We start from the raw sequence: 26,380 nt of genomic DNA on the forward strand, positions 1-26,380 counted from the left end.
ATGAAAGTTCAAGCTTCTGTGAAAAAAATTTGTCGTCACTGTAAAGTGATTCGTCGCAACGGCGTCGTTCGGGTTATATGTAAAGAACCCCGGCACAAGCAACGCCAAGGTTAATTGGTTAGAGAATATCGGCAGTAGGAGACTAAGTGCATGGCGCGTATCGCTGGAGTCAATATCCCGGTTCATAAGCATGTCGTCATTTCGTTCACGTCCATTTATGGTATCGGCCGTTCTCGGGCAAAAGAAATTTGCGAGACGGTCCAAATCGACCCGGCCACCAAGGTAAAGGATTTGACGGAAGAACAAGTCGATCGGATCCGGTCCGAGGTGGGCAAATACATTGTTGAAGGGGATTTGCGACGCGAAGTCTCCATGAATATTAAACGTTTGATGGATCTCGGTTGTTACCGCGGCTTTCGCCATCGGCGTGGGTTGCCGGTAAGAGGCCAGAGAACCCGCACCAATGCGAGGACTCGTAAGGGTCCGCGGCGGCCCGTGCGCAAATAATTCATTTATCCAACGAGTTTACTAGAGGTAATTGTTAATGGCGGCCCCGAGTCGTAGTCGAAAGAAGATTCGCAAGGAAATTTCCGACGGGATTGCGCATATCCACGCATCCTTTAACAACACGATTATCACCATCACCGACCGCAAAGGAAATGCATTGGCCTGGGCTTCCGCGGGAGGCAGCGGATTTCGAGGTTCCCGCAAGAGCACCCCTTTTGCCGCGCAGGTGGCGGCGGAGCGGGCCGGCAACGTGGTGAAGGAATACGGCATGCGGAATTTGGATGTCCAGGTGAAGGGGCCGGGTCCGGGCCGCGAATCGGCGGTACGTGCACTGCACAATCTGGGGTTTCGGGTCGTGCAGCTTTCCGACGTCACCCCGATCCCCCATAACGGATGCCGTCCGCCTAAAAAACGCCGCGTGTAAGGAGGAAAACCGATGGCAAGATATACAGGTCCACGATGCAAATTGGCACGCCGGGAAGGCACCGATCTGTTTCTGAAGAGCCGCGGAAAATCGCTGGAAGGCAAGTGCAAACTGGATCAGCCCCCCGGTCAGCACGGTCAACGGCGCAGAGCGCGTTTGTCCAACTATGCGATGCAGCTCCGGGAAAAGCAAAAAATCAAGCGTATCTATCAAGTGCTTGAACGCCAATTCCGGAATTATTACAAGAAAGCCGCGCGGCAGAAGGGCTCCACTGGCGAGAATCTATTGTTTTTGCTGGAAGGCCGTCTGGATAACGTGGTTTATCGGATGGGCTTTGCTTCCACCCGTGTCGAGGCGCGCCAATTGGTGGGGCATAAAGGAATCCTGGTCAATGACGCGGTGGTGAATATCCCGTCCTATCAGGTGAAACCCGGGGACGTGGTTTCCGTCCGGGAAAAAGCCAAAAAGCAGCAGCGCGTGCAAGATGCTTTGACCGTTGCCGAACAATACGGTTTTCCCGAATGGGTGGAAGTGGATACAAAAAACATGTCGGGCGCATTCAAATCACTGCCTGACCGTGCGGATCTGGGTTCCGACATTCAGGAACAGTTGGTGGTCGAGCTCTATTCCAAGTAACTTAAGCGGTTGATTCAAAAATTATGCTTGATGTTTTATTAAATTCCCATAAACCTCGTATCGTTAGCATTGAAACGGAAGCGGATCAACATCGCTCCAAGATTGCGATTGAGCCGCTTGAGCGTGGATACGGGCATACTCTCGGGAATGCTCTGCGTCGGGTGCTTCTGTCCTCGATTTCAGGTTGTGCGGTCACCGATGTCCGAATCGAGGGGGTTTTGCACGAATACATGTCGATTGAAGGCGTACAGGAGGATGTGGTCGACATTCTGCTGAACCTCAAACAATTGGCGGTCGTGCTGTACGAAGGTGAGTCGGCGGAATTGAAACTGACCAAAAAAGGTCCCGGACCGGTATTGGCCAGTGATATCAGCGTCAGTCACGATGTGGATGTCATCAACAAGGATTTGGTGATCGCTCATCTGACCGATGTGGGCGAACTGAATATGACCCTCAGGGTGGCGCGGGGTCGCGGATATCAGCCGGCTGCGGAAATGCGTACCGAGCAGGATCAGTCGATTGGCGTATTGCGCTTGGATGCTTCCTTTAGTCCGATTCGCAAAGTGGCCTACCGAGTCGAGAACACCCGTGTAGACCAGCGCACCGACTTGGATCGCTTGGTGCTTGAGCTGGAAACCAATGGTACGGTGGATCCGGAGGATTGCATCAAGCGTGCGGCCAAGATCCTACGCGATCATCTGACCATCTTTGTGGATTTGCAGGAAGAACAACGGGAAGAACCGGAAGAAAAAGGCCCGAAATTCGCGCCGATTTTGTTGCGTCCGGTGGATGATCTTGAATTGACTGTGCGTTCAGCCAATTGTTTGAAAGCAGAAAATATCTTTTACATTGGCGATCTGGTACAGCGGACTGAAGTTGAGCTGCTTAAAACCCCCAACCTGGGTAAAAAGTCTTTGACTGAAATCAAGGATGTATTGGCTTCCAAAGGTCTGTCCTTGGGGATGCGGTTGGAAGGCTGGCCGCCGGAAGATCTGAAGCGGCCGGAGGAAAGCAGGAAAGAAGACAAAGTGAAGGCATCTTAAGGATTTTGTAGGGGTAGTGGTAATGCGTCATCGTAAAGCGGGAAAACATTTAAATCGTACTAGCAGTCACCGGCGTTCTATGTTTCGTAATATGGCTGCTTCCTTGTTTCGGCATGAACTGATTAAGACTACTTTGCCGAAAGCCAAGGAATTGCGCAGGGTCGCCGAACCTTTGATTACCTTGGCCAAGGAGGATAGCACCGCCCGGCGCCGATTGGCGTTTTCCAGATTGCGGGATAAAGAATGCGTAACCAAGTTGTTCGGCGAGTTGGGGCCGCGTTATCAAACGCGCCCCGGGGGCTATATTCGCATCTTGAAATGCGGCCATCGGCCCGGAGACGCGGCACCCATGGCTTATGTCGAATTGGTGGATCGGCCTGTTGGCGGGGATCTGCAAGAGCAAGAATAACCGCAGGGAATTACAAATAAGCAATCAAAAAAGCCGGGGTCACCCCGGCTTTTTTGATCACCATTCTTTTTTCAACAACGTGAGCTTATCCGGTTTGTCATTCCATTCCTCCGCGTCGGGAAGCGGACTTTTCACCTCGGTAATGACAGGCCATTGATTGGCCAATTCGGCATTCAACTGAATAAACGTTTGTTGTTCTTCCGGCACTTCGTCTTCCGAATAAATCGCATTGACCGGGCATTCGGGTTCGCATAGGGTGCAATCGATGCACTCGTCCGGATCGATCACGAGCATGTTCGGGCCTTCGTGGAAGCAATCGACAGGGCAGACATCGACGCAATCGGTATATTTACAGTTGATGCAGTTTTCGGTAATCACAAACGTCATGATCTCGATCCTAAATTTAATTCGTTAAGATGGCGTGAAATTATACCACTCTCAAGCTAAAGTGTAGTCCCAGCCCAAGGAGGATGAAGGCAAGCACGGGACGTAGGATTCTGTCAGGCAGTTTTCTACCCACCAGGCTTCCCAAGTATATGGCTGGCAATCCTCCCATTATTAGTCCGCTTAATAGCTCAAGGTCGACGCTCCCGATCTGCCAATGCCCTATCCCGGCAATCGCTGTGAGCGGCACGGCATGGGCGAGGTCGGTTCCCACAATCATGACGGTTCTTGTGTTGGGGTAAAGCAAAAATAGAATAGCGGTGCCCACTGCCCCCGCCCCCACCGAGGAAAGGGTGACAAAAAAACCTAACGCCACTCCCGTCAGGATCGTAATCGTCCCACGATGGCGTTTAAGCTGAGTAATCAATGGGTTTTGTCGATGTAAGCCTTTTTGCAATAATTGCAGCAATTTTTGGCGGGCAAAGACCACTAAGGCAGTTAATATTAGCATGATGCCCAAGGTAAGCGTCATCCAATGTTCGAAATCGTATCCCAGTCGTTTTAATTTGCCGAGCATGAGGAGCGTGAGTAATGCGGCGGGCAGACTTCCGCAGCTTAATCTAAGAACGACTTTCCAATCGATCGTGCGCTGACGGTGGTGGAAAAATACGCCATTGACTTTAGCGAGAGCGGCATAAAGCAAATCGGTACCTACTGCCACCGCGGGGTTGATTTGAAATCCCAGGATCAGGATCGGAGTCATGAGAGAACCGCCCCCCACGCCGGTTAACCCAATGATAAACCCCACGATGGCACCCGTTAGAATATGCAGAATATCCATGCAAAATCGGTTCAAGTGTTGTTGACGCTTTTCCATTAGCTGAAAGCCGTATGGCGTCCGTGCCGATACGGCTAGGTAAGTCATTGCATTATGAAGCCACAGCTTTATACTTATAAAGTATAAGTATCTATATTATTAGACTGATTAAGAATATGAAACTACAGCAGCTCCGTTATATATGGGAGATCGCTCATCACGGGCTCAATGTCTCTGCGACAGCGGAGAGCCTGTTTACTTCTCAACCTGGAATCAGCAAGCAGATCCGTTTGTTCGAAGACGAGCTGGGTATTCCCATTTTTGTGCGTAACGGGAAGCAGTTGACCGAGATTACGCCGGCGGGCCAGTTGATCGTGGCGTTGGCCGGAGAGATTCTGAATAAAACCGAGAATATTAAACAAATTGCCCAGGAATATCGGGACGAACGCTCCGGTTCTCTCACCATCGCCACCACGCATACTCAGGCCCGCTATGCATTGCCCCGGGTGGTCGATCGTTTCATGGCGCGCTATCCAAAAGTCACTTTGACGATGCACCAGGGCACGCCCATGCTGATTTCCGACTTGGTTTCTCGAGGGGTGGTGGATCTCGCCATTGCTACCGAGGCCTTGGAGTTGTTCGATAATTTGATCATGTTGCCCTGCTATCAATGGAACCGCTGCATTTTGGTTCCAAAAGACCATCCTTTGACTGAAAAAGAGCCGCTTACTTTACAGGATGTGGCCGAATGGCCGCTGATCACTTATGTATTCGGCTTCACCGGCCGTTCCAGGCTGGACGAAGCCTTTACCCAGCAGGGGTTGCAGCCCCGCTTGGCGTTGACCGCCGTGGACGCCGATGTGATCAAAACCTATGTGCGTTTGGGCTTGGGGGTGGGGATCGTTGCCCGGATGGCATACGATCCCGCGACCGATTCGGACCTGGTGGCGCTGGAAGCCGGCCATTTATTCGGACCCAGCGTGACCAAAATCGGTTTACGAAAAGATAAGTTCCTACGCGGCTATATCTATGACTTTATCGAGCTGTTCGCTCCCCATTTGACTCGAGACAGGGTGGAACAGGCGATGAAAATCAAGGACAAGCGCGATATCGACGCTTTGTTCGAAGGGATCGGTCTGCCCTGCCATTAAGCGCTTATTTTATTTAAGTCAAAACAAAAGCTATTCCGGTTTGCGGTGAATACCGCATTCTTTTTTAGCGCCTTCTTCCCACCACCAACGGCCCTCGCGTTCGTGTTGATGCGGGAGGGTGGGGCGGGTGCATGGTTCGCAGCCGATACTGCGGAAGCCTCGGCGATGGAGTTCGTTGAAGGGAACATCGAATGCTTCGAGATAATCCCAAACCTGCTCCGAAGTCCAATTGGCGAGGGGGTTGAATTTGATCAAACTTCCGCTTTTGCCCTGGAAACTCGGATCCAACGCCACCTCCGGAATACGTTGCCGGGTGTCGGGGTTTTGATCGCGGCGCTGACCGCTGATCCACGCATCCAACGTGGCGAGTTTCCGTTGCAGAGGGGCCACCTTGCGGATATGACAGCATTCTTGGTGACCGTCGCGATAAAAGCTGAACAAGCCCTTGTTTTGAACCAGTTCCCGAAGGGCCTCCGCGTCGGGGGATAAAATATCCAGCCGAATGGGATAGCGCTCTCTTACCTGCTCTATGAAGCGGTAGGTTTCCGGGTGCAGGCGGCCGGTATCCAAGGTAAATACCGAGATGTCATCCCGTATGCGGCAGGCCATGTCGATCAAGGCCACGTCTTCGGCGCCGCTGAAGGCCAGGGCGATATGGTCGAAATGGGTCAGTGCGGTGCGCAGGATAGGGCGCGGTCCCTTGCCGGACAGCGCCTGCTGCCAGTGCTTTAGATCGAATTCTGAATGAGTCATGTAGTATCTTGACAAGTTTGGCTGAAATAGTGTTCCAAAAAATCATCGAAATTCATTCGATCCTCGGCTTCCACGCGGTATTGTTCCTGCATGGATTGCCGGGAAAGGTGTTCGAACTGAAGCAAGCGCTCGCCTTGGAGGGGGCTGTCACGGAAATGAGCGGCGTGTTGCGTGGAGCGACGTAGAGCGAAGGCGGCGAAAGATTCTTCGTTGGCACGTAATTCCGACAAAATTCTCGCCGAAGGGGTTAGGTTGGCGTCCTCGATCCGGGCCTGCTGCTGCGCCAGGGCGGTTTGGTAGCGATTGGTCGGCAAGGAGGCGTCCAATAATTGGCATAGAGGTTCCATCTCCTTGCTTATGGATTCGGCCCATTGGCGCAGGGCGATGGTATCGCCGTTTCGGCTGAGAGTTAGTGCCGGATCCCGGCCGCGTTGGGCGGTGGCGAGCAGATTGGCCTGGATCGTCTGATTTTCCTCGCGGCTTAGGGGAGGGCTGTCTTGGAGCAGGCAATACAATAAGAAGGCTTCCAGAAAATGAATCTGCTCGAGGTCGATCCCCAGCGGTTCATAGGGATTCAGATCGAGGGCCCGCACTTCCACATACCGGACGCCTCTTCGTTTCAAAGCGATTGTGGGTTTTTCCCCCCGCTCGGCGATTTGTTTGGGCCGAACCGAGCTGTAATATTCGTTTTCTATTTGAAGGATATTGGCGTTGAGCTGGCGGTATTCATTGCCGACCTTGACGCCAATGGCCTGATAAGGGGGGTGGGGGGTCTCGACCGCGTGACAGAGGCTTGCAACGTATTCCTCGAGGTTATTGCAAGATATGTAAAGGTTGGATTGGGTTTGGTTTTTGTAACCGATGTCGCTCATTCGGAGCGACGTAGCGTAAGGGAGGCAATAGGTGTTCGGGCTCAATTCGACGAATTCCGGCGGCACTTCCCCTCGACAAGCCAAAAAAGCTTTGCATACCGCGGGAGAGGCACCGAACAAATAGAGTAGCAACCAGCCGTAGCGTTGCAAGTTGCGGATCAAGGAAAAGTAGGTGTCGGACTGAAAGCTTCGCAAGGGGCGGGTATCTTCCCATGCTTCCTGCAAAATGGGCCATAAGCCTTCAGGCAGGGAGTAGTTGAAGTGGAGGCCCGCAATCGCTTGCATGGCGCGGCCGTAACGATAAGCCAGCCCCATCCGGTAGACGTATTTCATGCGGCCGATGTTGGACGTGCCATAGCGGGCGATGGGGATATCGTCATCGTGCTCGAAGCCGCAGGGCATGCTCGTGGCAAGGGCGATTTCATTCGAGGCCAATCGCTGATGGACGAAACGATGGATGGCGTCCAAAAAATCCAAGGTCGACCGGCTTTCGGCTTCGGGCGGGGTAATGAGTTCCAGTAACGCTTCGGAATAGTCGGTGGTGATGTGGGGGTGCGTCAGGGCAGAGCCCAGAGACTTGGGGTGCGGGCTCTGAGCGATGCGACCGTCGGTGGTAATCCGTAGGCTCTCTTTCTCCAGACCTTTAAGACCCCGAGAGAGCGATGAAGCGTTTGCCGAGCGTGCGATCTGCTCAAGGCGTTCGATGAAATGGCCGGCATTCAATGATGGAGATCCCTCGTCTTTGATACGAAAACGGCACCATTATAAAGGGACCGGGGCGGGTTGTGTCTGATGGACATGAAAAAACCCGGGCAGAACCCGGGTTGGGAAGGAATCGAAAAGCCTAATTTTTATTATATTTGGGCGTTCAGATCCGGTGTTAACCCAAAATCTTAGGGGCAACGGTGGTGCTGGAGAGCCGCTGCCTGTCACCGTCGGGAGAGTTGCCGCAACCGACCATGCTCAAGGTAGCGATAAGGACCGCCATGATTCCGAGTGTCTTTTTCATGTTTTCCTCCTCGTTACATATATGTTTCGATACTTATTAGTGCTTAGCGCACAAGCTTTTTATAACCAAGCTGGATAAAAAATTCAATACCTATCGTCGAATGAGATTCGGTTTTTTTTGTAGTTATATGATTTATAAGTATATTTTATAGGGGGCGCCCGCTTGTTCGAAGACTAGGCGCGGGACAAGGTAACCGGGCAGGCGGCGTCGCAGCTGTTCGTGGAGGGATTTGGCCGTTGTTTCGGGGACTTCAAAATGCGCCGTGCCGCGAGCGCGGTCGAGCAAATGTAAATAATAAGGTAGGATGCCGGCTTCGAACAGGGCCTCTTGCAGGGCAACCAAAGATTCTATGTCATCGTTGATTCCCCGCAGCAAGGTGCTTTGGTTGAACACGGGGATGAGACGGCGGCGGAGCTGGTGAATGTGTTGCGCCACCCGGTCGTCGATTTCGTTGGGATGATTGGCGTGGACGACCATTACGCAATCCAGACGAGATCCGGTTAAAACTTCCAACAATTGCGGCTCTATCCTGCTGGGCAGGACGATCGGCAAGCGGCTGTGAAGGCGAATTCGACGCAGGTGGGGAATAGCGGCCAAAGCTTCGATCAATTGGGCCAAACGGGCATTGCTCAGCATCAAAGGATCGCCCCCGCTCAGGATAATCTCGGTGACCGCAGGTTGGTTGCGGATGTATTGCAGCGCCGGTTGCCAGCGGCTGGGCGTGAGTTGATCGTTCTGGTAAGGGAATTCGCGCCGGAAACAATAGCGGCAGTGAATGGCACAGGCGCCCGTGGTAACGAGAAGCAGCCGGCCATGATATTTGTGCAGGACACCCGGTGCCGACTTGGCTTGGTTGTCGCCGACCGGATCGCTGACGAATCCGGGCGTGTGATGGGTTTCTTCGGCGCAAGGCAGGACTTGGCGCAATAAAGGGTCGTCGGGATCGCCGGGATGCATGCGCGCCGCGAACTCTCGCGGGACGCGGAAAGGGAAAGCGGCCGCCGCCTCCGCGTCGAACGCGTGCCGGGGCAGTTCGAGGAAGTCGAGCAATTCGGCGGGTGAACGGAACCCTTCCGCCAATTCCCGTTGCCAAGCGGAGAGGGGGGGGGCTTGCGGTATAATGGGATTCACTGTCTTTCTAAACTTCGAAAAAGGATGTGTTCCACATGGCGACGTATAGTACCAATGAATTCAAAGCAGGGTTAAAAGTGCTACTGGATGGCGATCCCTGTTCGATCATCGAAAACGAATTCGTCAAACCCGGGAAGGGCCAAGCATTCAACCGCGTCAAGCTGCGCAATCTAATCACCGGTAGAGTGCTGGAGAAAACCTTTAAATCCGGCGAGAGCCTCGAGGCGGCGGATGTCGTTGAAACCGAAATGCAATATCTCTACAACGACGGCGAATTTTGGTATTTCATGGATCCCAATTCGTTCGAACAAGTCGCCGCAGACGGCAAAGCGGTGGCGGACGCCAAGCAATGGCTCAAGGAGCAGGCCCTTTGTACCGTCACCCTCTGGAACGGCGCCCCGATTTCGGTCACGCCGCCCAACTTCGTAGAGCTGCAAGTGGTGGAAACCGATCCCGGTCTGCGGGGGGATACCTCCGGCGGAGGCAATAAGCCGGCAACCCTGGAAACCGGCGCCGTGGTCCGGGTGCCGTTGTTCATCCAGACGGATGAAATCCTCAAAATCGACACGCGCACCGGTGACTACGTCTCCCGCGTTGGAAAATAAGGCCGCTTGGCGTCCCGGCTGCGACTGGCGGGCACTCCATCGGCGGGCCGCCATGTTGGATGAGATTCGTGCGTTCTTCCGGCGGGCCGGCGTGCTGGAGGTGGAAACCCCTCAGCTTTGGTTTACCACGGCGCTGGACCCGCATTTGGCGAGCATTGCGACGGACACTGGCGGTTTGTATCTGCAGACCTCGCCCGAATTCGCCATGAAGCGCCTAGTGGCGGCGGGATCCGGTTCCATCTATCAGATCTGCAAAGCATTTCGTCGCGGCGAAGCGGGACGTTGGCACAATCCCGAATTTACCCTGCTGGAGTGGTATCGGGTCGGCTTCGATTTGCCTCGCCTGATGGAGGAAGTCGCTGGTTTGCTGGATGAGTTGCTGGGCGATGCGATCGGGGGGCGGCAGTATCATGCCTATGGAGCGTTATTTGAAGCGCATATCGGCGTCTCCTGGGAAGCCCCGTTGGTTCGATTTGAGCGCCGCGCGGAAGCCTTGGGTTTTCCGGAAGCGGCTTCGTTATGCGGGGAGGATCGCACTCTGTGGCTCGATTTTCTCTTTTCCCATGTGATCCAGCCGCGCTTGCCTCGGAGAACATTGGTGTTCGTCCACGACTATCCGGCGCCTTTGGCGGCGCTGGCCCGATTGAAATCCGAAAATCCTCGAGTGGCGGAGCGGTTCGAGGTGTTCGTGGATGGCATCGAGCTTGCCAACGGGTACCGAGAGTTGACCGATCCGGTGGAGCAGCGTAGCCGTTTCGAGGCGGATCTGTCCCGCCGTCGCCGCACCGGTTTGTCTTTGCCGCCGCTGGACGATGATTTGCTCGCCGCACTGGAGTCGGGCTTGCCGGACTGTTCGGGGGTGGCTATGGGGGTCGACCGGGTTTTGATGTTGGCGCTCGGTCTGACGGCCCTCACCGATGTCCTGGCATTTCCGTTGTCGTGAAGCGTTACCGATTTCCTTCCCTATTCACCCTGCTCCTGGTGAGTTTTGTCCTGGTCCTGCTACCCTTGCTGTTGGCGCTGGGGTCGGCTCTATACTCTTTGGAAAAACTCACCGGTTACAGCCAAGCAGCGGTGTATCGATCGGTTCGCTCGACCCATGGCAGTCGGGTGTTGCTGGAGCATTTGGTGGCGATGGAGCGCAGCGCCAAACAATACCTGGTGCTATCCGATGAAGCTTTGTTCGACCGTTATCGTGCTTCCCGAGAAAACTTCGTAGCCGAGCTTCGGGGGCTTCGGGAAATGGTGCAGGAAAATGATTTGAACCGTCTATTGGCCAAATTGGAAGGCTATGAATTCGACTTGTACACCACCTTATTGGATCCGCGCCTCGAGATGCCGATAAAAATGGCCGCCGCGGATCAGTTTCCCTATCTCCGGCAGTTGGCCAATCAAATCTGGCAGCTGAGCATTCAAGCGGTGGGGATGAATTTGGAGGCCCTGGAAAAACAGTCTCAACAATCCCGCCAACAGACGATTCGGCATTTGCGGATCTTGCTGCCCGTGGCCGTATTGTTGCTGGTATTTTTCAGCTTCCTCATCATTCGTCCCATTCGCCAATTGGATGGCGCCATCCGCAATCTGGGGGACCGGGACTTCGAGCAGCCGATCAGCGTGCAGGGACCGCGCGACCTGGAAGCGCTCGGGAGGCGGTTGGATTGGCTGCGGACTCGCCTGCGGATGTTGGAGGCGGAAAAGCAGCGTTTTATGCGCAATATCTCCCACGAATTAAAGACCCCCTTGGCCAATATCCATGAAGGAATCGAATTGCTGGACGATCAAGTAGTCGGGGAATTGACCTCGGAGCAGGCGGAGATCGTCCAAATTCTCTCCGATAACGCCGGCAAACTCTATCGCATGATCGAGGATTTGATCCGCTATAGCCAGCTTCAGCGCTTGGAGGAAATAATTCGTCCTCAGAAAATCGATATGAAGTCCTTGGTGGAAGAGGTCATCGATGATTATCGCGTCCGCTTACGAGCCAACGAGATTCGCCTGGAAAGCCGCCTGGCGTCGGTGAAGTTGAACGGGTTTGCCGATTTGTTGCGCTCCATGGTTGATAATTTGTTATCCAATGCGGTCAAATATTCACCTCGCGGAAGCAAGATTAAAGTTGCCTTATTCCAAAAAGAGGGAATGATGTATTTCGAGGTTGGCGATGAGGGCCCCGGGATTCCCTCGGAAGAGCGTAAGCGGGTTTTCGATGCCTTGTATCAAGGGGCCACCGGACGCAAATTGGGCATCGAAGGAACCGGCTTGGGGTTGACGATCGTGAACGAGTGTGCGGTCATGCACCACGGTCAAGTGGAGATTTTGGATCCTCCCACGGGCACCGGGACCTGTTTTCGGGTGGTCATTCCATTGAATGGAGATCGGCTTGGATAAGTACCCCTTGTTGCGGGTGGGATTATTGTGTATCGCCTTGAGTCTTTTGCCGGGATGTGCCGCCCAGCATCCCGTTCGACCCAACACAGGCACCGGCCCGCATTCATTGACGGAATCGATGCTTAACGAGCCCAATTATGAGCTTCAGACCTTGCCCGAATTAGTGGGATATGCGGCCTATCTCGCCGAACTTCCCTCTTTTCAACGTCGGGCTGAATGTGAATGGTTGCAGCGTTTCAATGAAATCAGCCCGAATGCGGCGGTTCAGCTTCATTTAGCCCTGGCTTTGTTGGTGGTTTCCGATTGCGGAGGGAATGAGTTGCAGCAGGCGGTCGGTTTGTTCAAAACGGGGATAGCCCAAGTGCAGGACCTTCAGACCCGGCGTTTTCTTAGCTACCACGCAATCATCTCGGAACGTCTGTATAGCGCGGACCGATATAATGCAGAGCTGGCCCATAAGCTGAATCAGAAATGGAAGCAAATCAACGAAAATCTCACGCGACGCCTCCGCGAATGTAATGAATCGCTTCAAGATGCCCAATCGAAGCTGGAAGCATTGAAAGCGATCGAACAAAGTTTGAACCCAACGGAGATACCCTAAACGAATGCAGGATTCACGTAACCGAGTCTTGGTGGTTGACGACGATCAAAGCTTTTTGCGTCTGTTGACCATGCGTCTCAGTGCGGCCGGTCTCGCCGTCAAGCCGGTGACCAGCGGGGAGAACGCATTGGCCCAATTACAATTGTTTCGGCCCCATGTGGTGGTAACCGATTTGATGATGGACGACATGGACGGCATGGCCCTGTTCGAAGCCGTTCATGCGCGCCGTCCGACCTTGCCGATCATCATTCTCACCGCCCACGGGACCATCAACGATGCGGTCGATGCCACCCAGCGAGGGGTGTTCGGTTTTCTAACCAAGCCGGTGGATAACAAGGAATTGGTGCGTCAAGTCACCCAGGCGATGGAGATTTGCCTGGGCTCGGAAACCTCCCGGAATGAAGAGTCGGAGCAGACCTGGCGCGGCAAAATTTATACCCAGAGCCCTTCGATGGAGGATTTGCTCAACCAGGTAGCGCGGGTGGCTCAAGGTCGCGCGAGCGTTTATATTCACGGCGAGAGTGGTACCGGCAAGGAGCTTTTGGCGAGAGCCATTCATCAAGCGGGTCCCCGTTTTGATCAGCCGTTTATCGCGGTCAATTGCAGCGCGCTTCCCGAACATTTATTCGAGTCGGAATTGTTCGGCCACAAAAAGGGCGCCTTCACCGGAGCGGTCAGGGATCATCAAGGTTTGTTCCGCGCCGCCAACGGCGGCACGCTGTTTTTGGACGAGATCGGCGATATGCCCAAGTCCTTCCAAGTCAAGCTGCTCCGGGCGATCCAGGAAATGTCGGTGCGGCCGGTGGGGAGTACCGAGACTTTTCCGGTGGATGTTCGGATTATTTCGGCCAGCCACGTGGATTTGGACCAGGCGGTTGCTTCCGGCGATTTCCGCGAAGATCTGTATTACCGCCTCAATGTAGTGACCTTGAGGGTTCCTCCGCTGCGTGAGCGACCGGAGGATATCCCCCTGCTGGCCGCGCATTTCATCAAACAGTTGGCGATTCCATACGGCAATCTGGTCAAGGGGTTCTCGCCCGAGGCTCTCGAGTATTTGGTGCGTTACGATTGGCCGGGCAATGTGCGTCAATTGCACAATGTGGTGGAACAATGCATCGCCTTGACCAATACGCCGTTGATTTCATTAAATTTGGTCCAGAAGGCGCTCAGCGGCGATGCCGGCGGCGATACCCTGCCCCCCTTGCGGGAAGCCAAACGGCGCTTCGAACGCGAGTATCTGATTCGGCTGATGCAAATCACCCACGGCAACGTGACCCATGCGGCGCAGCTGGCCAAGCGCAACCGGACCGAATTTTATCGCTTGTTGAATCGGCATCAGTTGGATCCCGGTTCGTTCAAATCCTAGGGTGGGTTGCGCCCATTGGGAGCGCACGCCTTTGGTAAAACCTGGGAGGGGAGCTCAGGAGACGAAAGGGCGGCTAGGAATTGGCGGAGGCGATAGCCGCCAAGGCGGTTGTCAAGCTATTTTCCTGGCCGGTATCGAGAGCGACGGAGACGGCTCGTTCGGCTTCGTCCAGGGGGTCGTGGTGGTGCAGCTGATGCGCCAAGACCTTCAGATCGGCATCGGAAGGATCCCGGCTGGTTTCGATGCGTTTTCGGATGCGTTGGTGCAGGGTCGCTTCCGGCGCCGTACAATCCAAAATCAGGAACGGGACCTCCAATGTCCGGGCCAATGCCCTGAATTTCCGGCGGTAGGTGCGGTTCAAAAAAGTGGCATCCACGATGACCGGAAAGCCGGCGGTCAAAAGGGTGCGGGCAAGTTCCCCTAATTTTCGGTAGGTGAGATCGGTAAAATCCGCTCGGTAAATCTCTCCGCCAATGTCCGCTTGGGCCCTGGCGTCGAGTTCCAATCCCGCCAGCCGCTTGCGTTCCACATCCGAACGCAAGTGCAACGCCCCCGCCTCAGCCGCCAATTGCTGGCCGAGGTAAGATTTGCCGCTGCCGGAAAAACCATGGGTGATGCATAGAATGGGCGATTCCCGCCGGCAGAGCATCCGGGCCAGCCTCAAATAGTGGTTGAAATCGTCTTGGTGCACCGCCTCTTCCGGATGCTGCCGGACGTTCAAATAGGCGATTTTGGTTCGCACCATGGCTCGATAGACCAGGTAATAGGGGAGCAGCCGAAGACCTGCGTAATCCCCGGTCAGGCTGAGATAGTCGTTCAGGAAACGGAATCCCAAGCATTTGAATCCGCGGGCGCAAAGGTCCATGACGGTAAAGGCGATTTCGCTGATGGGATCGATCCAACGGAGGGCCGGATTGAATTCGATGCAATCGAACGGCAAGGGCCGGTCTTCCCACAGCACGATATTGCCCAGGTGAAGATCGCCATGGCATTCTCGGATTCGGCCCGCTTGTTGGCGGGTCGTCATGAACGGGCGTACCCGCTCGAATTCGGTTTCGGTCCAGTCGGCCAATTCCGTCAGAATCATGTGGTTTTCCGGATCGGTCCGGTCGATCTGGGAAAAATTCTCCCGGACGGCTTCGTGGATGGTTTCCGGATCGCCGTAAGGGGAGTCTGATTTTGCCGGGAGTGCGGTTTGATGGAAACGGGCGATCCTCTGGGCCAAAGCGGCGATCTGATCTTCTTGCAGTTCCCCCCGCTGGGCGCGTTCGACCAACAAGTCCTGTTGCGGAAATTGACGCATTTTGACGGCGTATTCCAAGGGTTCGCCATCGTTGCCGAAGCGAGGTGAATCGGGGCTGCCGGTAACGGGGAGGACTTCCAGGTAGAGTTGAGGGGCCAAGCGCCGGTTGAGGCGCAGCTCTTCTTGACAGTAGAAGCGCCGCTTGGCTAAATTTGAGAAATCGAGGAAGCCGAAATCCACCGGTTTTTTGATTTTATAAGCGTAGGGGCCGGTGAGGATGATCCAAGAGATATGGGTTTCGAGGCACTGGAGGGATTCGGTGGGGTAATCGTAAACCGAAGGTTTGAGGAGGGATTGAATCAAAAGGGGAAAGGTCACGGCGGTACTTCCTCCAAAGCAGGTTGCCCCTTTTGCACTTGAAAGCATTTTTTCCCCGCCAGGAAATCCTGCAACGCCTCACCGATCAGCTGTCGGCGCCAACCGCGGCAAAGCTTGGAATCTTCGGGGCTGGTCAGGAAGCGTTCCAAGTCTTTACGCGAGGCCAGGGCGGCGGGATTGATCGCCTGTTCGGCCGCTTGCAAGCGGACCACGGCGCTGCACAGATCCAGCAGAACTTCCTGTTCGACAGTTCGCGCCAGCGGACGCGCCAGAGCTTCATCCTGGCTGGCGGCACGGGTTTCGGCCACTAAGCGGCAGAGGGTTTCGCCGTGGCGTTTGACAAACTTGGCGTCGATCCCCCGAAGTTGAGCCAATTCTTGGGGCGTCTCCGGACGCAGCCGGGCGATGTGAATGAGAGATTCATCCTTCACGATCCACCCGCGGGGGCGGTTGGCCGCCACTGCGGTCTTTTCGCGCCAGGCCGCCAGGCGCTTGAGGATCGCCAAGGGCCGGCCTTTCAGTTTGCGTGCGCCTTTGATCCGGCGCCAGGCTTCTTCGGGCGGGTTGGCGTAGGTGGTCGGATCGGTGAGGGTCTGAAAATCCTCTGTCAACCATGCCAAGCGTCCCAATTGGGTGAGGCGCTTGCGCAGCTTGAGAAACAAGGGGCCGAGATAAGCGACGTCATCGGCGGCATAGCGGATCTGCCGGGAGCTCAGGGGGCGCTTGCTCCAGTCGGTGCGGCTGTGTCCCTTCTCCAGCTGGACGCCCAGGATTTCGGTCACCAGTTGGGCGTAGCCGATCTGATCGGGATAACCCAGCAAGGGGGCGGCCAATTGGGTGTCGAATACGGGTTCGGGCAAGCGGCCGTGCAAATGGTAGAAAATCTCCAAGTCCTGACGGCCGGCATGGAAGACTTTTAGCTTATCGGGGCGGTAAATCAGATCCCAAAGCGGGGTCAGATCGTCGAGTTTCAGGGGGTCGACGCAAGCCAAGGCGGTTTCGCCGGCGATCTGGAGAAGGCAGAATCGGGGGTAATAGGTGGATTCGCGCAAAAATTCGGTGTCGATGGCCAGCCAAGGACTCGATGCCAAAGTGTCGCACAAGCGTTCGAGCGCCTCGGGCGTGTCCACGTAGCCAGGGTTCGATGCAGGATGTGTCATTGGGCAAATATAGCAGAACGCGGTAAAGGGATGCGAGTATCATCTTTTAAGATAGGCTTTTTCGATCGGACTTAATAAATTCATGAACGAAAACCATAAAACGCTCGTTTTGGTGGATGGTTCCTCCTTTCTTTACCGGGCTTATCACGCCCTACCGCCCTTGAGCAATTCCCGGGGCGAGCCCACCGGGGCGGTCTACGGCGTCGCCAATATGCTGCGCAAGCTACTGGAAACCTATCCCACGCCTTATTTCGCGGTGATCTTCGATGCGCCGGGCAAAACTTTTCGCAATGACTTATTTGAGGCCTATAAGGCCCACCGTCCTCCCATGCCCGAGGATTTGAAAGCTCAGGTAGGGCCTTTGCAAGAATTGATCGAAGTGATGGGCATCCCGGTGATCGTCGAGGGCGGGGTGGAGGCCGACGACGTCATCGCCACTCTGGTCAAACAAGCCACGGCAGAGGATTACCACGTGGTGGTGGCGACCAGCGACAAGGATCTGGCTCAGCTGGTGGGGGATCGGGTCATGCTCGACAACACCATGTCCGAAACCCGGCTGGATGCGGCGGGCGTACGGGAGAAATTCGGCGTTCCGCCGGAAAGGATTGTCGATTACCTGGCGTTGGTGGGGGATACTTCCGACAATATTCCAGGCGTGCCCGGCGTGGGCCCCAAAACCGCCGCCAAATGGCTGAATCAATACGGCTCTCTGGACGAGGTCGTCGCCCACGCCGGTCAAATCAAAGGCAAGGTGGGGGAACGTTTGCGCGAGCATCTGGACAATCTCGCCTTGGGAAAACGATTGGCGACCGTCCACAGCGAGGTGACTTTGGATAGGCGACCGGCGGATTTGCGGCGCCGATCTCCCGACAATGTCAAGCTGATGGAATGCCTCAAGCGCTTCGAGTTCATGACCTGGCTGCGCCAACTGGATTTGCCATCCACTCGGGATGGCGATTTTGCCGAAGCGGCTGCGGCCGATTACCAGGAAGTGCGCACCGCCGATTCGCTGGATGCTTGGCTGGCCGATTTGAAGGGGGCACCCCTATTTGCCTTCGACACCGAGACCACCGATCTCAACTATCTGGACGCGCGGGTGGTGGGGGTGTCGTTCGCGGTCCGGCCGGGCCGGGCCGCCTACGTGCCGCTAGGGCACGACTATCCCGACGCCCCCCGGCAGCTGGATCGGGAAGTAGTGTTGGAAAAGCTGCGTCCGCTGCTCACGGCCGACGATGTGGCCAAGCTGGGGCAGAATCTCAAATACGACGCCCACGTGCTCGCCAATCACGGCATCGAGCTCAAGGGGATCGCCCACGATACCATGCTGCAATCCTATGTCTTCAATAGCACCGCCACTCGCCACGATATGGACTCTCTGGCCATGACTTATCTGGGGATCAAAACCACCCTGTACGAAGAGGTGGCCGGCAAGGGGGCCAAGCAGATCCCCTTTCCCCGGGTGAGACTGGAACAAGCGGTGCCCTATGCGGCCGAGGACGCCGACATCACCCTGCGCCTGCATCAGGCGCTATGGCCCAAGCTCGCCGCCGATACCCGGCTCAAGCGCGTGTACGAAGAAATCGAGATGCCTTTGGTGCCGGTATTGGTGCGGATGGAGCGCATCGGCGTGCATGTGGACCGGGACGAACTCGCCCGCTTGAGCGAGGAACTGAAGCGTCGCTGCGACGAGATCGAAGAACAGGTCTGTTGCATCGCCGGAGAGGCCTTCAATCTGGCTTCTCCCAAGCAGATCCAGCAGATTCTTTTCGAGAAGCTGAATTTGCCGGTGTTGAAGAAAACGCCCAAGGGGCAGCCTTCCACTTCCGAGGAAGTATTGCAGCAACTGGCGGAAACGTACGAATTGCCGCGCCTGATTTTGCAGCACCGTTCCTTGAGCAAGCTCCGGTCCACCTATAGCGACCGCCTGCCCGCCCAGATTCATCCCGCCACCGGCCGGGTTCACACCTCCTATCATCAAGCGGTGACCGCCACCGGTCGCTTGTCCTCCTCCGATCCCAATTTGCAGAATATTCCCATTCGGAGCGAGGAAGGACGTCGTATCCGGCGGGCTTTCGTGGCCCCCCGTGGATGCAAGCTGGTGGCGGCCGACTACTCTCAGATCGAGCTCCGCATTATGGCCCATTTGTCCGGGGATGCGAGCCTTCTGAATGCTTTCGCCGAAGGCGCCGATATTCATCGCGCCACGGCCGCCGAAGTCTTCGGGGTGGAATTGGAGGCGGTGAGTTCCCAGCAGCGTCGCAGCGCCAAGGCGATCAATTTCGGTCTCATCTACGGCATGTCCGCTTTCGGTTTGGCGCGCCAGTTGGGTGTGCCCCGCGACGAGGCCCAGGCCTATATCGATCGCTACTTCGAGCGCTATCCGGGCGTGCGCGAGTATATGGAGCGGACCAAAAGCTCGGCTTATGAGCGGGGTTACGTGGAGACGATTTTCGGACGTCGTCTGCATCTGCCGGAGCTTAAATCGAGAAACCCCCAACGCCGCCAGTACGCCGAACGCACCGCCATCAACGCGCCCATGCAGGGAAGCGCCGCCGACATCATCAAGCGGGCCATGATCGATGTGGACGGCTGGATTCGGGCATCCGGAAGGGGTGTCAAGATGATCATGCAGGTTCACGACGAATTGGTGTTCGAAGTGGCCGAGGACCGGGTAGAGCAAGCGGTTGCCGAGATCGGGGGGCGGATGCGAGAGGCCGCCGAGCTTCAAGTGCCCTTGGAGGTGGAAGTGGGAATGGGTGACAATTGGGACGAAGCACATTGAACGAGGAACTTTTATCCTGTTCGTTTCTCTAATAAAACAAGTGTCGGGAACGACGCCTAACCTACTCATTTCCTCCCTTGTGAGTAGCGAGCGGCTCCGGCCCCCCCAAGCCGGAGCATCATTGACCCCGAAGCCCTTCCCCCTTGGCTTCGGGGTTTTTTTTAAAACCGTTGCTATGGACGTTGAGGGATGGCTTTCGAGGATGTTGGCGACCCGGATGGTCGCCATCAAGCCCCCACAAGGGGGGTGACGGCGTTCCTCGAAAGCCATCCCTCAATGTCTACAAAGACGCCTTATTGAATGGGATTCCCGGGAGTCTGGAGCCAGCGATCGAGTACGGCGTGGGCTTCGTCGATGCCGGTTTTTTTGCTTGCCGAAAATAACTGGATGCTGGGAGGATGAAGGGATTCCGCCAATGTCTTTTGAACCTTAAGCAGGGTGTTCTTGGCCGGGCCGTATTTGAGCTTGTCGGCCTTGGTCAGCAAAATATGCAGCGGCAGCTCGTAGTGCGCGCACCACTCGATCATCCGCCAGTCGAACTCGCTCAAGGGGTGGCGGATATCCATGATCAGGAAGATCCCCCGGAGCGACCGACGCTGTCTGAAGTAATCCTCCAGGGACCGGCTCCAGCGGGCTTGAATCCGGGCGGATACCTTGGCGTACCCGTAACCGGGAAGGTCCACCAGACGACGGCTGTCATCCACTTCGAAAAACACCAACTGCTGCGTGCGCCCCGGGGTCTTGCTGGTGCGGGCGAGGGCTTTTTGTCGGGTGAGGGCGTTAAGCGCGCTGGATTTGCCGGCATTGGAGCGCCCGGCGAAGGCGACCTCGAAACCCGTGTCGGGGACGGCGGCGAAATCCAAGGTACTGAGCAGGAAACGAGTGCGATGATACAAAGGGTTCATGGGCTTTGGAAAAATAAACGATAACGGTACCGAAGCGGCAAAATGGGTACAATGTTCGCCATCCAGCTACCGACTATCCATGTCTAGGAAGGAACTATGAAAACTATACTAACATTGATCTGTGCGATGGGGCTGATTGCCACTTTTCCTATTCAAGCCGCCGAGGACAAAGCCGCCGTTTGCGCCGGTTGTCACGGGGAGGCCGGGAAAGGGGCGACGCCCTTGTTCCCCAAATTGGCGGGACAAAACGCCAAGTATTTGGAAACACAGCTGCACTACTTCAAGGATCAGACTCGGGTGATTCCCGCCATGAACGCCGTCACCGCATCGCTGAGCGACGAGGACATCGCCGAACTAAGCGCCTATTTCGCGCGTCAAACGCCCACTCCGGAAGCCGGCGAGACCTCCCCCCAAGGGGAACGCATTTACCGGGCCGGAATAGCGGCCAAGAATGTCCCCGCCTGCGCCGCTTGCCATGGCCCCGGCGGAGAAGGCAACGCTCCGGCCGGCTTTCCGCTCTTGAAAGGCCAATATGCCGCTTACACGGTCAAGGCGTTGAGCGATTCCGCCGCCGGGAACCGGGGAGACAAGACGCCGATGGCAGACATCGCCGCCCGGATGAACGAGGACGAGATGAAGGCGGTGGCGGCGTATATCGCCGGATTGAAATAAATGGGTCTAACTTTATTGGAAGATAAGAGGAAACTTTATGCTGCGTCATTTTTGGATGATCGTTCTGGGATGGTGTCTGGCCAGCGGTTTGGCGGCTCAGGAGTACGAGAACTTGAATCCGCCCCGCTCCACGGAAGATCCGGCCAAGGTCGAGGTGATCGAATTTTTCTGGTACGGCTGTCCCCACTGCAATCGTTTCGATCCTTATCTTGAGGATTGGGCCAAGGACAAACCCGACGATGTGGCGTTCAAGCGCCAACCGGTGATCTTCGGCCGCAACTGGGCACCTCAGGCGCGTGCCTATTTCACCGCCGAAGTGCTGGGGATGGTGGACACAATCCACAGTGATTTCTTCAAGGCCATGCATGTGGACAAAAAATCCATGTCCGGCGAGGAGGAATTGGCCACATTCTTCGTCGATCACGGGGTGGAACGGGAAGCTTTCAAAAACGCATTCCATTCTTTCGCGGTGGACATGAAAATGCGCCAAGCCGAAGTGGTGGCGGCAGAATACGGGATTACCGGCGTGCCGGCCCTGGTGGTCAACGGCAAGTATAAGGTGACCGGGCGGACCGCCAAATCCTACGACAACATGATTACCGTATTGAAAAAATTGGTCGAGCAAGAACGGCGACAACTGACCGACCGTGGTCGTGCTGACGAGGGGGAGAAAAACGATGGGGCGGACCCTGAAACTAGCCAGTTTTAACATCCAGACCGGTATCCATACGCGCCGGTACGAGGATTACCTGTTTAAAAGTTGGCAGCATCTGTGGCCCAGCGACAAGCGACTGGCGACGCTGGAACGGATCGCCGATTTTTTGCGGCCTTTCGATATTGTCGGTTTGCAGGAGGTAGACGGAGGCGGCTCCCGCAGTCATTACGTCGTCCAAACCGAATATTTGGCGCGGCAGGCGGGTTTTCCGTATTGGCACAATCAGGTCAACCGCCGCATCGGTCGGGTCGCTCTCCACAGCAACGGCTTTCTGAGCCGGATGCGACCGGATTCGGTGCATGCAACGCCGTTGCCCGGTCTACCCGGGCGGGGTGCTATCTGGGCGCGCTTCGGTCAGGAGGAGGACGGTTTGCTCGTTTGCGTCCTCCATTTGGCGTTGAGCCCACGGGCGCGACGGCGCCAGCTCGATTTCGTCGCCGAATATATCGCCGACACCGACCATGTCATCGTCATGGGAGATCTCAATTGCGGGACCAAGGCCCCCGAATTGCGCCGTTTTCTGGCGCGGACCGGCCTGACCGATCCGGTTCCCCATTTGCGAACCTTTCCCAGTTGGCAGCCCTTGCGCAAGCTTGACCACATTCTGATCAGTCCGAATCTGACGGTGAAACAAATACAGGCCTACGATTTCGTATGCTCGGATCATCTACCGGTCGGGATGGAGTTCACATTGCCCGCAGCCTTGCCTCTGGCCGCTTGAGGCGATAGGTGCCGGATCAGGATAAATGGAAGCATAAATGCCTGCTGCTGGCCCAAGAGTTGGATCAGCAGCAGGACCGCTGGGATCGAGCCGAAAAACGCTTGGTGCGGGTGCTGGTCCGGTTGAGCCTGGCTTGTGAAAGAGACCGCACCCACCTCGTTCCCCATTTGCAGCGTCTGCGTGACGTGCTGCGCGGCGGCGTTCTGGACCCGCACCGCTTGGAAGAACTGGATGCCTTGTCGGATACGCTTTTCCGTCTCGGCGAGCAATCCGAGGCGGGGGTTACGGAATCGCAACAAGCGTTCCTGTTCGATCTGCTCTCCGAATGTGCGCCCAGCGCCGCTGTCAAAGCCCGCCTGGACCGACTGCGTGAGATGTCTTTTCCCGACACGCGGATTCTGTTACATAGCTTACAGAATGTATTCGGTGACGAGCAGGCGAGCGGTACCCCCAGTGGTTGGGGCACTCTGCGGCGTTGGTTCGGGCGGAAGGAAGCGGTTCTCGAAGGAAAAGCGGATGGGAATAAATTGCGGGAGCACCTTTTGCAGCTCCTGGAAGAAATCGAAGTCCCGCCCCCCTTGACCGAGGCCGGCGAACGTTTGACCGAATCCCTCCGTCAAGGCTGCCCGATCGAGGCGGGCTTGGATGAAACCGCCCGTTTATTGGCTGAAATCAATGCCCGAGTCTTGGAGGAAAGAGCGGAAATCGAAGACTTTCTGGGCCAGTTGACCGATAAATTGCAGGTGCTGGAGGCACAGGCTCAGGAATTCGACCGAATCTTCCAGAACGGCAGCGACGCCTGGAATGAATCTTTGTCGGTACAGGTCGATCATCTGCGTCGCCAAACCCTCAAGGAGACCAGCCTGGAAGCGCTCAAGGCTGTCATCACCGAGCGGCTGGACACTTTGGCCACCCACATACAGACGTTCCGCGAGGCGGAGGCCCGCAAAAACGAACAAATGGCACGGCAGATCACCGCGTTGACCGAACGGCTGACGGAAATGGAGCAGGAGTCCCAGGGACTTCACCAGCGTTTGCAAGTGGCGCATCAACAAGCGCTTTACGACTCGGTGACCGGTCTAGCCAATCGCAAAGCGGTGGATGAACGTTTGAGCCAGGAATTTTCGCGGTGGAAGCGTTTCGGTCAATCCTTTTGTCTGCTCCTATGGGACATCGATCATTTCAAACGCATCAACGATCGATTCGGCCATCGGGCGGGGGACAAGACCCTGCGCATCGTCGGCCAAACTTTGCGCGAGGGCATCCGGTCGGTAGATTTCGTCGGTAGGTACGGAGGCGAGGAGTTTCTCATGTTGTTGCCGGGTACCGAGCTGGATGGCGGCATGCAAGTGGCGGATAAATTGCGCCGGTTGATCAAGGAGTGCGGTTTCAACAGCCGCGGCAAGCCGGTACCGATTACGATTTCTTGCGGGCTGACCGGTGTGTGCGCGGACGATACGCCGGCTTCCCTGTTCGAACGGGCGGACAATGCCCTCTATCGGGCCAAGCAGGCGGGGCGGGACCGGTGTTTGAAGCTTTAATTCGAGCAGACCGGTCCGTTTGGCCAAGAGATTGCCAGCGCTGCAAGAGCGGTGTTTGGCGATTGCACGGATGACCGCCCGCATCCATTTCGCCCAGCGTTGGGCGCAGACCGATTTCATGAGGCTTCGAGCGTCTCGCCTCGCGCCACCTGTTCCTGCGGGAAATGGCATCGAAATGCACTGCCGCGGCCGAGTTGGCTTTCGATTTCCAAGCGCCCCTTATGCCGATTCAGCACGTGCTTGACGATCGCCAGTCCCAGGCCGGTGCCGGTGGCGTTGCGAAGTTCCGCTTCGGGCACCCGATAAAATCGTTCCGTCAAACGGGGAATGTGCTCGGCGGGGATGCCGGGGCCGGTGTCGGCCACTTCCAGGCATACCCCTTGATCCGTGTCGTACCAGCGCACGGCGATACGCCCGGTGGCGGGCGTGTATTTGACCGCATTGACGACCAAATTGGTGAAGGCGCTGCGCAATTCTTGCTCGTTTCCTAGGACGAATTTCTCCGATTCGATGCGTACTTGAATCGCCGGGTGTTGTCCCTGGAATTGGTCGACCTCGTCGCAAATATCCGACAGCAGCCGGGCCACGTCCACGGGGTGTTCCTGGGTGGGGGTGTGCTTGGTGGTCTCCAGGCGGCTCAGATAAAGCAGGTCGTCGATCAGGTATTGGAGGCGGCGGATCTGTTCGTCCATCCGCTGCAACAAGGGTTGGAAGGGCGGGGTGACCGCCGCCTCGGCGTCTTCCAGGGTTTCCAAATAGCCTTTGAGCACCGTGAGGGGCGTGCGTAGCTCATGGGAGACATGGGCGACGAAGTCCCGCCGCTGGCGTTCCAGCAGGCGAATCTGGGTGACATCTTGGGCCAAGAGCAGGTAGCGGTCCGGCATATAGGAAACGATTCGAATTTCCAGTTGAGTTCTTTCGCTGTCCGGGGCGGAGATGGTGAGGGATTGATCGAAGCGGCGTTGCTGCAAGTGTTCCACGAAGCCGGGGTGGCGAATCAAGCCGTCCACGCGCAGTCCCTTATCCCGGCTTTGAAATCCCAACAAGCGGGCGGCGGCCTTGTTGAACCACTCGATTTCAAAGTCGTCGGTCAAAACCACGGTCGCATCCGGCAACGCCTCGGTGGCCTGACGGAAGCGTTTGAGGATTTTTCCCAGCCGGCGTTTGCGGCGCTGATGGCGACGCTGCATCAAACGCAATCGGTGAAATACCTCGGTCCACATGCCGTTGCCTTCCGGAAGCGCTTTCTCCCGACCTTGAACCCAGGAAAGCAAAGCATGACTGTAATAAAGGTGGCGGATGAGGTGCGCGAGAAAGAAGAGACCGACGACCGTCAGCGGGTAATCTTCCAGCCAGCCGATGAGGAGAGCGGCCGTCAAGCCCCACGTAAATAGTCTGAATTCCGATCGCAGGGCTTGACGCATGGCTTAGGCTTGGGTCTGGGCAGTGAAGCGGTATCCGAATCCCCGCACGGTCTGGATCATGGCGTCGCGGCCGTAGTCGGCCAAAATCTTACGTAGGCGGCGGATATGCACATCCACGGTCCGTTCCTCGATGTAGGTTTCGCGGCCCCAGACGCGGTCCAGCAATTGATTTCGACTGTAGACCTTGTCCGGATGGATGAGGAAAAACTCCAAGAGCCGGTATTCGGTGGGGCTCAGGTTGAGCGGTTGATGGTCGATTTCGACTTTATGCTCGTCGGGGTTGAGCAGGATGCCGCCGATTTGGACCAGGCCGGGTTTCTCCCCCTTGCCGAAGCGCCGCAATACCGCGTTGATGCGGGCGATCAGTTCGCGCGGCGAGAACGGTTTGGTGATGTAATCGTCGGCTCCGCTGTCGAGCCCGGCGACCGTGTCCTCCTCTTCTCCCCGGGCGGTGAGAAGAATGATGGGTAGGTCGCTGTAAGTGGCGTCCCGGCGCAGCCGCTTGGCCCACTCGACGCCGCTCAAGCCGGGCAGCATCCAGTCCAGCAGAATCAAATCGGGCAGCTGGCCGCCCATTGCTTGAAGCGCGGCCTGGACATTCTCGGCCGGCAGCACTTCGAATCCGGCCTGTTCCAGCACCAATTGAAGCATGTCGCGGAGAGCGGTTTCGTCTTCCACGACCAGAATGCGGATCTTTGTCATGTCGGGTTGAATCCGGATGGTTGAGTCAACCGCTTAAGATAATA

General features: G+C 56.3%; 28 protein-coding genes. 17 read left to right on the forward strand and 11 right to left on the reverse strand.

What is annotated here, in order from left to right:
• Genes rpmJ through rplQ form a run of 6 tightly spaced genes read left to right on the forward strand, consistent with a single transcriptional unit; the run spans position 1 to position 3,019 of the window.
• A complete protein-coding gene (gene rpmJ, locus H035_RS21200) occupies positions 1–114 on the forward strand; it encodes a 50S ribosomal protein L36 (protein ID WP_084684820.1) in 114 nt (37 codons plus the stop codon).
• A 36-nt stretch (positions 115–150) separates the two neighbouring features.
• Entirely contained in the window at positions 151–507 is a 357-nt protein-coding gene (gene rpsM / locus H035_RS0103515) for a 30S ribosomal protein S13 (protein ID WP_022947617.1), read from the forward strand.
• Positions 508–544: 37 nt separating this feature from the next.
• Complete coding sequence (rpsK, locus tag H035_RS0103520) at positions 545–931, forward strand: 30S ribosomal protein S11 (protein ID WP_022947618.1); 387 nt, start codon at positions 545–547, stop codon at positions 929–931.
• Positions 932–943: 12 nt separating this feature from the next.
• Positions 944–1,567: a 30S ribosomal protein S4 gene (gene rpsD / locus H035_RS0103525; protein WP_026596227.1), complete on the forward strand. Its 624-nt coding sequence runs from the start codon at positions 944–946 to the stop codon at positions 1,565–1,567.
• A gap of 23 nt (positions 1,568–1,590) precedes the next feature.
• Complete coding sequence (locus H035_RS0103530; protein ID WP_022947620.1) at positions 1,591–2,610, forward strand: DNA-directed RNA polymerase subunit alpha; 1,020 nt, start codon at positions 1,591–1,593, stop codon at positions 2,608–2,610.
• A 22-nt stretch (positions 2,611–2,632) separates the two neighbouring features.
• A complete protein-coding gene (gene rplQ, locus H035_RS0103535) occupies positions 2,633–3,019 on the forward strand; it encodes a 50S ribosomal protein L17 (protein WP_022947621.1) in 387 nt (128 codons plus the stop codon).
• Between the two features lie 57 nt (positions 3,020–3,076).
• Here rplQ and fdxA read toward each other — a convergent pair whose 3' ends face one another.
• Both fdxA and H035_RS0103545 read right to left on the reverse strand, forming a co-directional pair.
• The gene (gene fdxA / locus H035_RS0103540) at positions 3,077–3,406 is read right to left on the reverse strand and encodes a ferredoxin FdxA (RefSeq protein WP_022947622.1); all 330 of its coding nucleotides are present in this window, start codon (positions 3,404–3,406) and stop codon (positions 3,077–3,079) included.
• Positions 3,407–3,446: 40 nt separating this feature from the next.
• Positions 3,447–4,280 (reverse strand): sulfite exporter TauE/SafE family protein, encoded by an 834-nt coding sequence (locus tag H035_RS0103545; protein ID WP_235044534.1) that lies wholly within the window; start codon positions 4,278–4,280, stop codon positions 3,447–3,449.
• A 116-nt stretch (positions 4,281–4,396) separates the two neighbouring features.
• Here H035_RS0103545 and cysB point away from each other — a divergent pair, with 116 nt between their 5' ends.
• Positions 4,397–5,371, forward strand: a complete 975-nt coding sequence (gene cysB / locus H035_RS0103550; RefSeq protein ID WP_022947624.1) for an HTH-type transcriptional regulator CysB — start codon at positions 4,397–4,399, stop codon at positions 5,369–5,371.
• A gap of 30 nt (positions 5,372–5,401) precedes the next feature.
• Here cysB and H035_RS0103555 read toward each other — a convergent pair whose 3' ends face one another.
• The 4 genes from H035_RS0103555 to epmB all read right to left on the reverse strand — a co-directional run bounded on the left by H035_RS0103555 (position 5,402) and on the right by epmB (position 9,136).
• Positions 5,402–6,124 carry a phosphoadenylyl-sulfate reductase gene (locus H035_RS0103555; RefSeq protein WP_022947625.1) on the reverse strand — a complete coding sequence of 241 codons (723 nt, stop codon included), beginning with the start codon at positions 6,122–6,124 and terminating at the stop codon, positions 5,402–5,404.
• Positions 6,121–7,719 (reverse strand): glutamate--cysteine ligase, encoded by a 1,599-nt coding sequence (gshA, locus tag H035_RS0103560; protein WP_022947626.1) that lies wholly within the window; start codon positions 7,717–7,719, stop codon positions 6,121–6,123. The genes H035_RS0103555 and gshA overlap by 4 nt, the downstream gene beginning before the upstream one ends.
• A gap of 157 nt (positions 7,720–7,876) precedes the next feature.
• Complete coding sequence (locus H035_RS22575) at positions 7,877–8,005, reverse strand: hypothetical protein (protein WP_022947627.1); 129 nt, start codon at positions 8,003–8,005, stop codon at positions 7,877–7,879.
• Between the two features lie 132 nt (positions 8,006–8,137).
• A complete protein-coding gene (epmB, locus tag H035_RS0103570) occupies positions 8,138–9,136 on the reverse strand; it encodes an EF-P beta-lysylation protein EpmB (protein WP_022947628.1) in 999 nt (332 codons plus the stop codon).
• A 35-nt stretch (positions 9,137–9,171) separates the two neighbouring features.
• On the opposite strand from epmB, the gene efp reads away from it, so the two are divergent.
• From efp to H035_RS0103595, 5 genes are read left to right on the forward strand one after another with little or no spacing between them, the layout of a single operon-like run.
• Positions 9,172–9,741 (forward strand): elongation factor P, encoded by a 570-nt coding sequence (gene efp, locus H035_RS0103575; protein ID WP_022947629.1) that lies wholly within the window; start codon positions 9,172–9,174, stop codon positions 9,739–9,741.
• Positions 9,713–10,684 (forward strand): EF-P lysine aminoacylase EpmA, encoded by a 972-nt coding sequence (gene epmA, locus H035_RS0103580; protein ID WP_235044535.1) that lies wholly within the window; start codon positions 9,713–9,715, stop codon positions 10,682–10,684. The genes efp and epmA overlap by 29 nt, the downstream gene beginning before the upstream one ends.
• Positions 10,681–12,126: a HAMP domain-containing sensor histidine kinase gene (locus H035_RS18015; protein ID WP_022947631.1), complete on the forward strand. Its 1,446-nt coding sequence runs from the start codon at positions 10,681–10,683 to the stop codon at positions 12,124–12,126. The genes epmA and H035_RS18015 overlap by 4 nt, the downstream gene beginning before the upstream one ends.
• Positions 12,119–12,727 carry a hypothetical protein gene (locus tag H035_RS0103590; protein ID WP_022947632.1) on the forward strand — a complete coding sequence of 203 codons (609 nt, stop codon included), beginning with the start codon at positions 12,119–12,121 and terminating at the stop codon, positions 12,725–12,727. Before H035_RS18015 ends, H035_RS0103590 begins: the two co-directional genes overlap by 8 nt.
• 4 nt (positions 12,728–12,731) lie before the next feature.
• Positions 12,732–14,093, forward strand: a complete 1,362-nt coding sequence (locus tag H035_RS0103595; protein WP_022947633.1) for a sigma 54-interacting transcriptional regulator — start codon at positions 12,732–12,734, stop codon at positions 14,091–14,093.
• 73 nt (positions 14,094–14,166) lie between these two features.
• Here the strand turns inward: H035_RS0103595 and H035_RS0103600 are convergent, their stop codons facing one another.
• Both H035_RS0103600 and rnd read right to left on the reverse strand, forming a co-directional pair.
• Complete coding sequence (locus tag H035_RS0103600) at positions 14,167–15,714, reverse strand: bifunctional aminoglycoside phosphotransferase/ATP-binding protein (RefSeq protein WP_022947634.1); 1,548 nt, start codon at positions 15,712–15,714, stop codon at positions 14,167–14,169.
• Positions 15,711–16,874 carry a ribonuclease D gene (gene rnd, locus H035_RS0103605; RefSeq protein ID WP_022947635.1) on the reverse strand — a complete coding sequence of 388 codons (1,164 nt, stop codon included), beginning with the start codon at positions 16,872–16,874 and terminating at the stop codon, positions 15,711–15,713. The genes H035_RS0103600 and rnd overlap by 4 nt, the downstream gene beginning before the upstream one ends.
• Positions 16,875–16,956: 82 nt before the next feature.
• Here rnd and polA point away from each other — a divergent pair, with 82 nt between their 5' ends.
• Positions 16,957–19,656, forward strand: coding sequence for a DNA polymerase I (polA, locus tag H035_RS0103610; RefSeq protein ID WP_022947636.1), 2,700 nt, complete (start codon positions 16,957–16,959; stop codon positions 19,654–19,656).
• A gap of 293 nt (positions 19,657–19,949) precedes the next feature.
• Here polA and yihA read toward each other — a convergent pair whose 3' ends face one another.
• Positions 19,950–20,561: a ribosome biogenesis GTP-binding protein YihA/YsxC gene (gene yihA / locus H035_RS0103615; protein ID WP_022947637.1), complete on the reverse strand. Its 612-nt coding sequence runs from the start codon at positions 20,559–20,561 to the stop codon at positions 19,950–19,952.
• Positions 20,562–20,657: 96 nt separating this feature from the next.
• On the opposite strand from yihA, the gene H035_RS0103620 reads away from it, so the two are divergent.
• The 4 genes from H035_RS0103620 to H035_RS20675 are packed head-to-tail and all read left to right on the forward strand — an operon-like array spanning position 20,658 to position 24,210.
• Entirely contained in the window at positions 20,658–21,233 is a 576-nt protein-coding gene (locus H035_RS0103620; protein WP_026596231.1) for a c-type cytochrome, read from the forward strand.
• A gap of 37 nt (positions 21,234–21,270) precedes the next feature.
• Positions 21,271–21,942, forward strand: a complete 672-nt coding sequence (locus H035_RS18020) for a thiol:disulfide interchange protein DsbA/DsbL (RefSeq protein WP_022947639.1) — start codon at positions 21,271–21,273, stop codon at positions 21,940–21,942.
• Entirely contained in the window at positions 21,911–22,669 is a 759-nt protein-coding gene (locus H035_RS0103630) for an endonuclease/exonuclease/phosphatase family protein (protein WP_026596232.1), read from the forward strand. The genes H035_RS18020 and H035_RS0103630 overlap by 32 nt, the downstream gene beginning before the upstream one ends.
• An 8-nt stretch (positions 22,670–22,677) precedes the next feature.
• Entirely contained in the window at positions 22,678–24,210 is a 1,533-nt protein-coding gene (locus H035_RS20675) for a diguanylate cyclase (RefSeq protein WP_051149733.1), read from the forward strand.
• A 116-nt stretch (positions 24,211–24,326) separates the two neighbouring features.
• Here H035_RS20675 and phoR read toward each other — a convergent pair whose 3' ends face one another.
• Positions 24,327–25,634: a phosphate regulon sensor histidine kinase PhoR gene (gene phoR, locus H035_RS0103640; RefSeq protein ID WP_051149734.1), complete on the reverse strand. Its 1,308-nt coding sequence runs from the start codon at positions 25,632–25,634 to the stop codon at positions 24,327–24,329.
• A 3-nt stretch (positions 25,635–25,637) separates the two neighbouring features.
• Positions 25,638–26,336, reverse strand: a complete 699-nt coding sequence (phoB, locus tag H035_RS0103645; protein ID WP_022947641.1) for a phosphate regulon transcriptional regulator PhoB — start codon at positions 26,334–26,336, stop codon at positions 25,638–25,640.
• Between the last annotated feature and the right edge of the window lie 44 nt (positions 26,337–26,380).

The organism is Methylohalobius crimeensis 10Ki, from assembly GCF_000421465.1.
Taxonomy (GTDB): domain Bacteria; phylum Pseudomonadota; class Gammaproteobacteria; order Methylococcales; family Methylothermaceae; genus Methylohalobius; species Methylohalobius crimeensis.

Excerpts from the sequence above, each read along its gene's own strand:
- rpmJ (WP_084684820.1), top strand. The coding sequence starts at position 1 with ATGAAAGTTCAAGCTTCTGTGAAAAAAATTTGTCGTCACTGTAAAGTG.
- rpsM (WP_022947617.1), top strand. The coding sequence starts at position 151 with ATGGCGCGTATCGCTGGAGTCAATATCCCGGTTCATAAGCATGTCGTC.
- rpsK (WP_022947618.1), top strand. The coding sequence starts at position 545 with ATGGCGGCCCCGAGTCGTAGTCGAAAGAAGATTCGCAAGGAAATTTCC.
- rpsD (WP_026596227.1), top strand. The coding sequence starts at position 944 with ATGGCAAGATATACAGGTCCACGATGCAAATTGGCACGCCGGGAAGGC.
- H035_RS0103530 (WP_022947620.1), top strand. The coding sequence starts at position 1,591 with ATGCTTGATGTTTTATTAAATTCCCATAAACCTCGTATCGTTAGCATT.
- rplQ (WP_022947621.1), top strand. The coding sequence starts at position 2,633 with ATGCGTCATCGTAAAGCGGGAAAACATTTAAATCGTACTAGCAGTCAC.
- fdxA (WP_022947622.1), bottom strand. The coding sequence starts at position 3,406 with ATGACGTTTGTGATTACCGAAAACTGCATCAACTGTAAATATACCGAT.
- H035_RS0103545 (WP_235044534.1), bottom strand. The coding sequence starts at position 4,280 with ATGGAAAAGCGTCAACAACACTTGAACCGATTTTGCATGGATATTCTG.
- cysB (WP_022947624.1), top strand. The coding sequence starts at position 4,397 with ATGAAACTACAGCAGCTCCGTTATATATGGGAGATCGCTCATCACGGG.
- H035_RS0103555 (WP_022947625.1), bottom strand. The coding sequence starts at position 6,124 with ATGACTCATTCAGAATTCGATCTAAAGCACTGGCAGCAGGCGCTGTCC.
- H035_RS22575 (WP_022947627.1), bottom strand. The coding sequence starts at position 8,005 with ATGAAAAAGACACTCGGAATCATGGCGGTCCTTATCGCTACCTTGAGC.
- efp (WP_022947629.1), top strand. The coding sequence starts at position 9,172 with ATGGCGACGTATAGTACCAATGAATTCAAAGCAGGGTTAAAAGTGCTA.
- H035_RS0103595 (WP_022947633.1), top strand. The coding sequence starts at position 12,732 with ATGCAGGATTCACGTAACCGAGTCTTGGTGGTTGACGACGATCAAAGC.
- rnd (WP_022947635.1), bottom strand. The coding sequence starts at position 16,874 with ATGACACATCCTGCATCGAACCCTGGCTACGTGGACACGCCCGAGGCG.
- polA (WP_022947636.1), top strand. The coding sequence starts at position 16,957 with ATGAACGAAAACCATAAAACGCTCGTTTTGGTGGATGGTTCCTCCTTT.
- yihA (WP_022947637.1), bottom strand. The coding sequence starts at position 20,561 with ATGAACCCTTTGTATCATCGCACTCGTTTCCTGCTCAGTACCTTGGAT.
- H035_RS0103620 (WP_026596231.1), top strand. The coding sequence starts at position 20,658 with ATGAAAACTATACTAACATTGATCTGTGCGATGGGGCTGATTGCCACT.
- H035_RS18020 (WP_022947639.1), top strand. The coding sequence starts at position 21,271 with ATGCTGCGTCATTTTTGGATGATCGTTCTGGGATGGTGTCTGGCCAGC.
- H035_RS0103630 (WP_026596232.1), top strand. The coding sequence starts at position 21,911 with ATGGGGCGGACCCTGAAACTAGCCAGTTTTAACATCCAGACCGGTATC.
- phoR (WP_051149734.1), bottom strand. The coding sequence starts at position 25,634 with ATGCGTCAAGCCCTGCGATCGGAATTCAGACTATTTACGTGGGGCTTG.
- phoB (WP_022947641.1), bottom strand. The coding sequence starts at position 26,336 with ATGACAAAGATCCGCATTCTGGTCGTGGAAGACGAAACCGCTCTCCGC.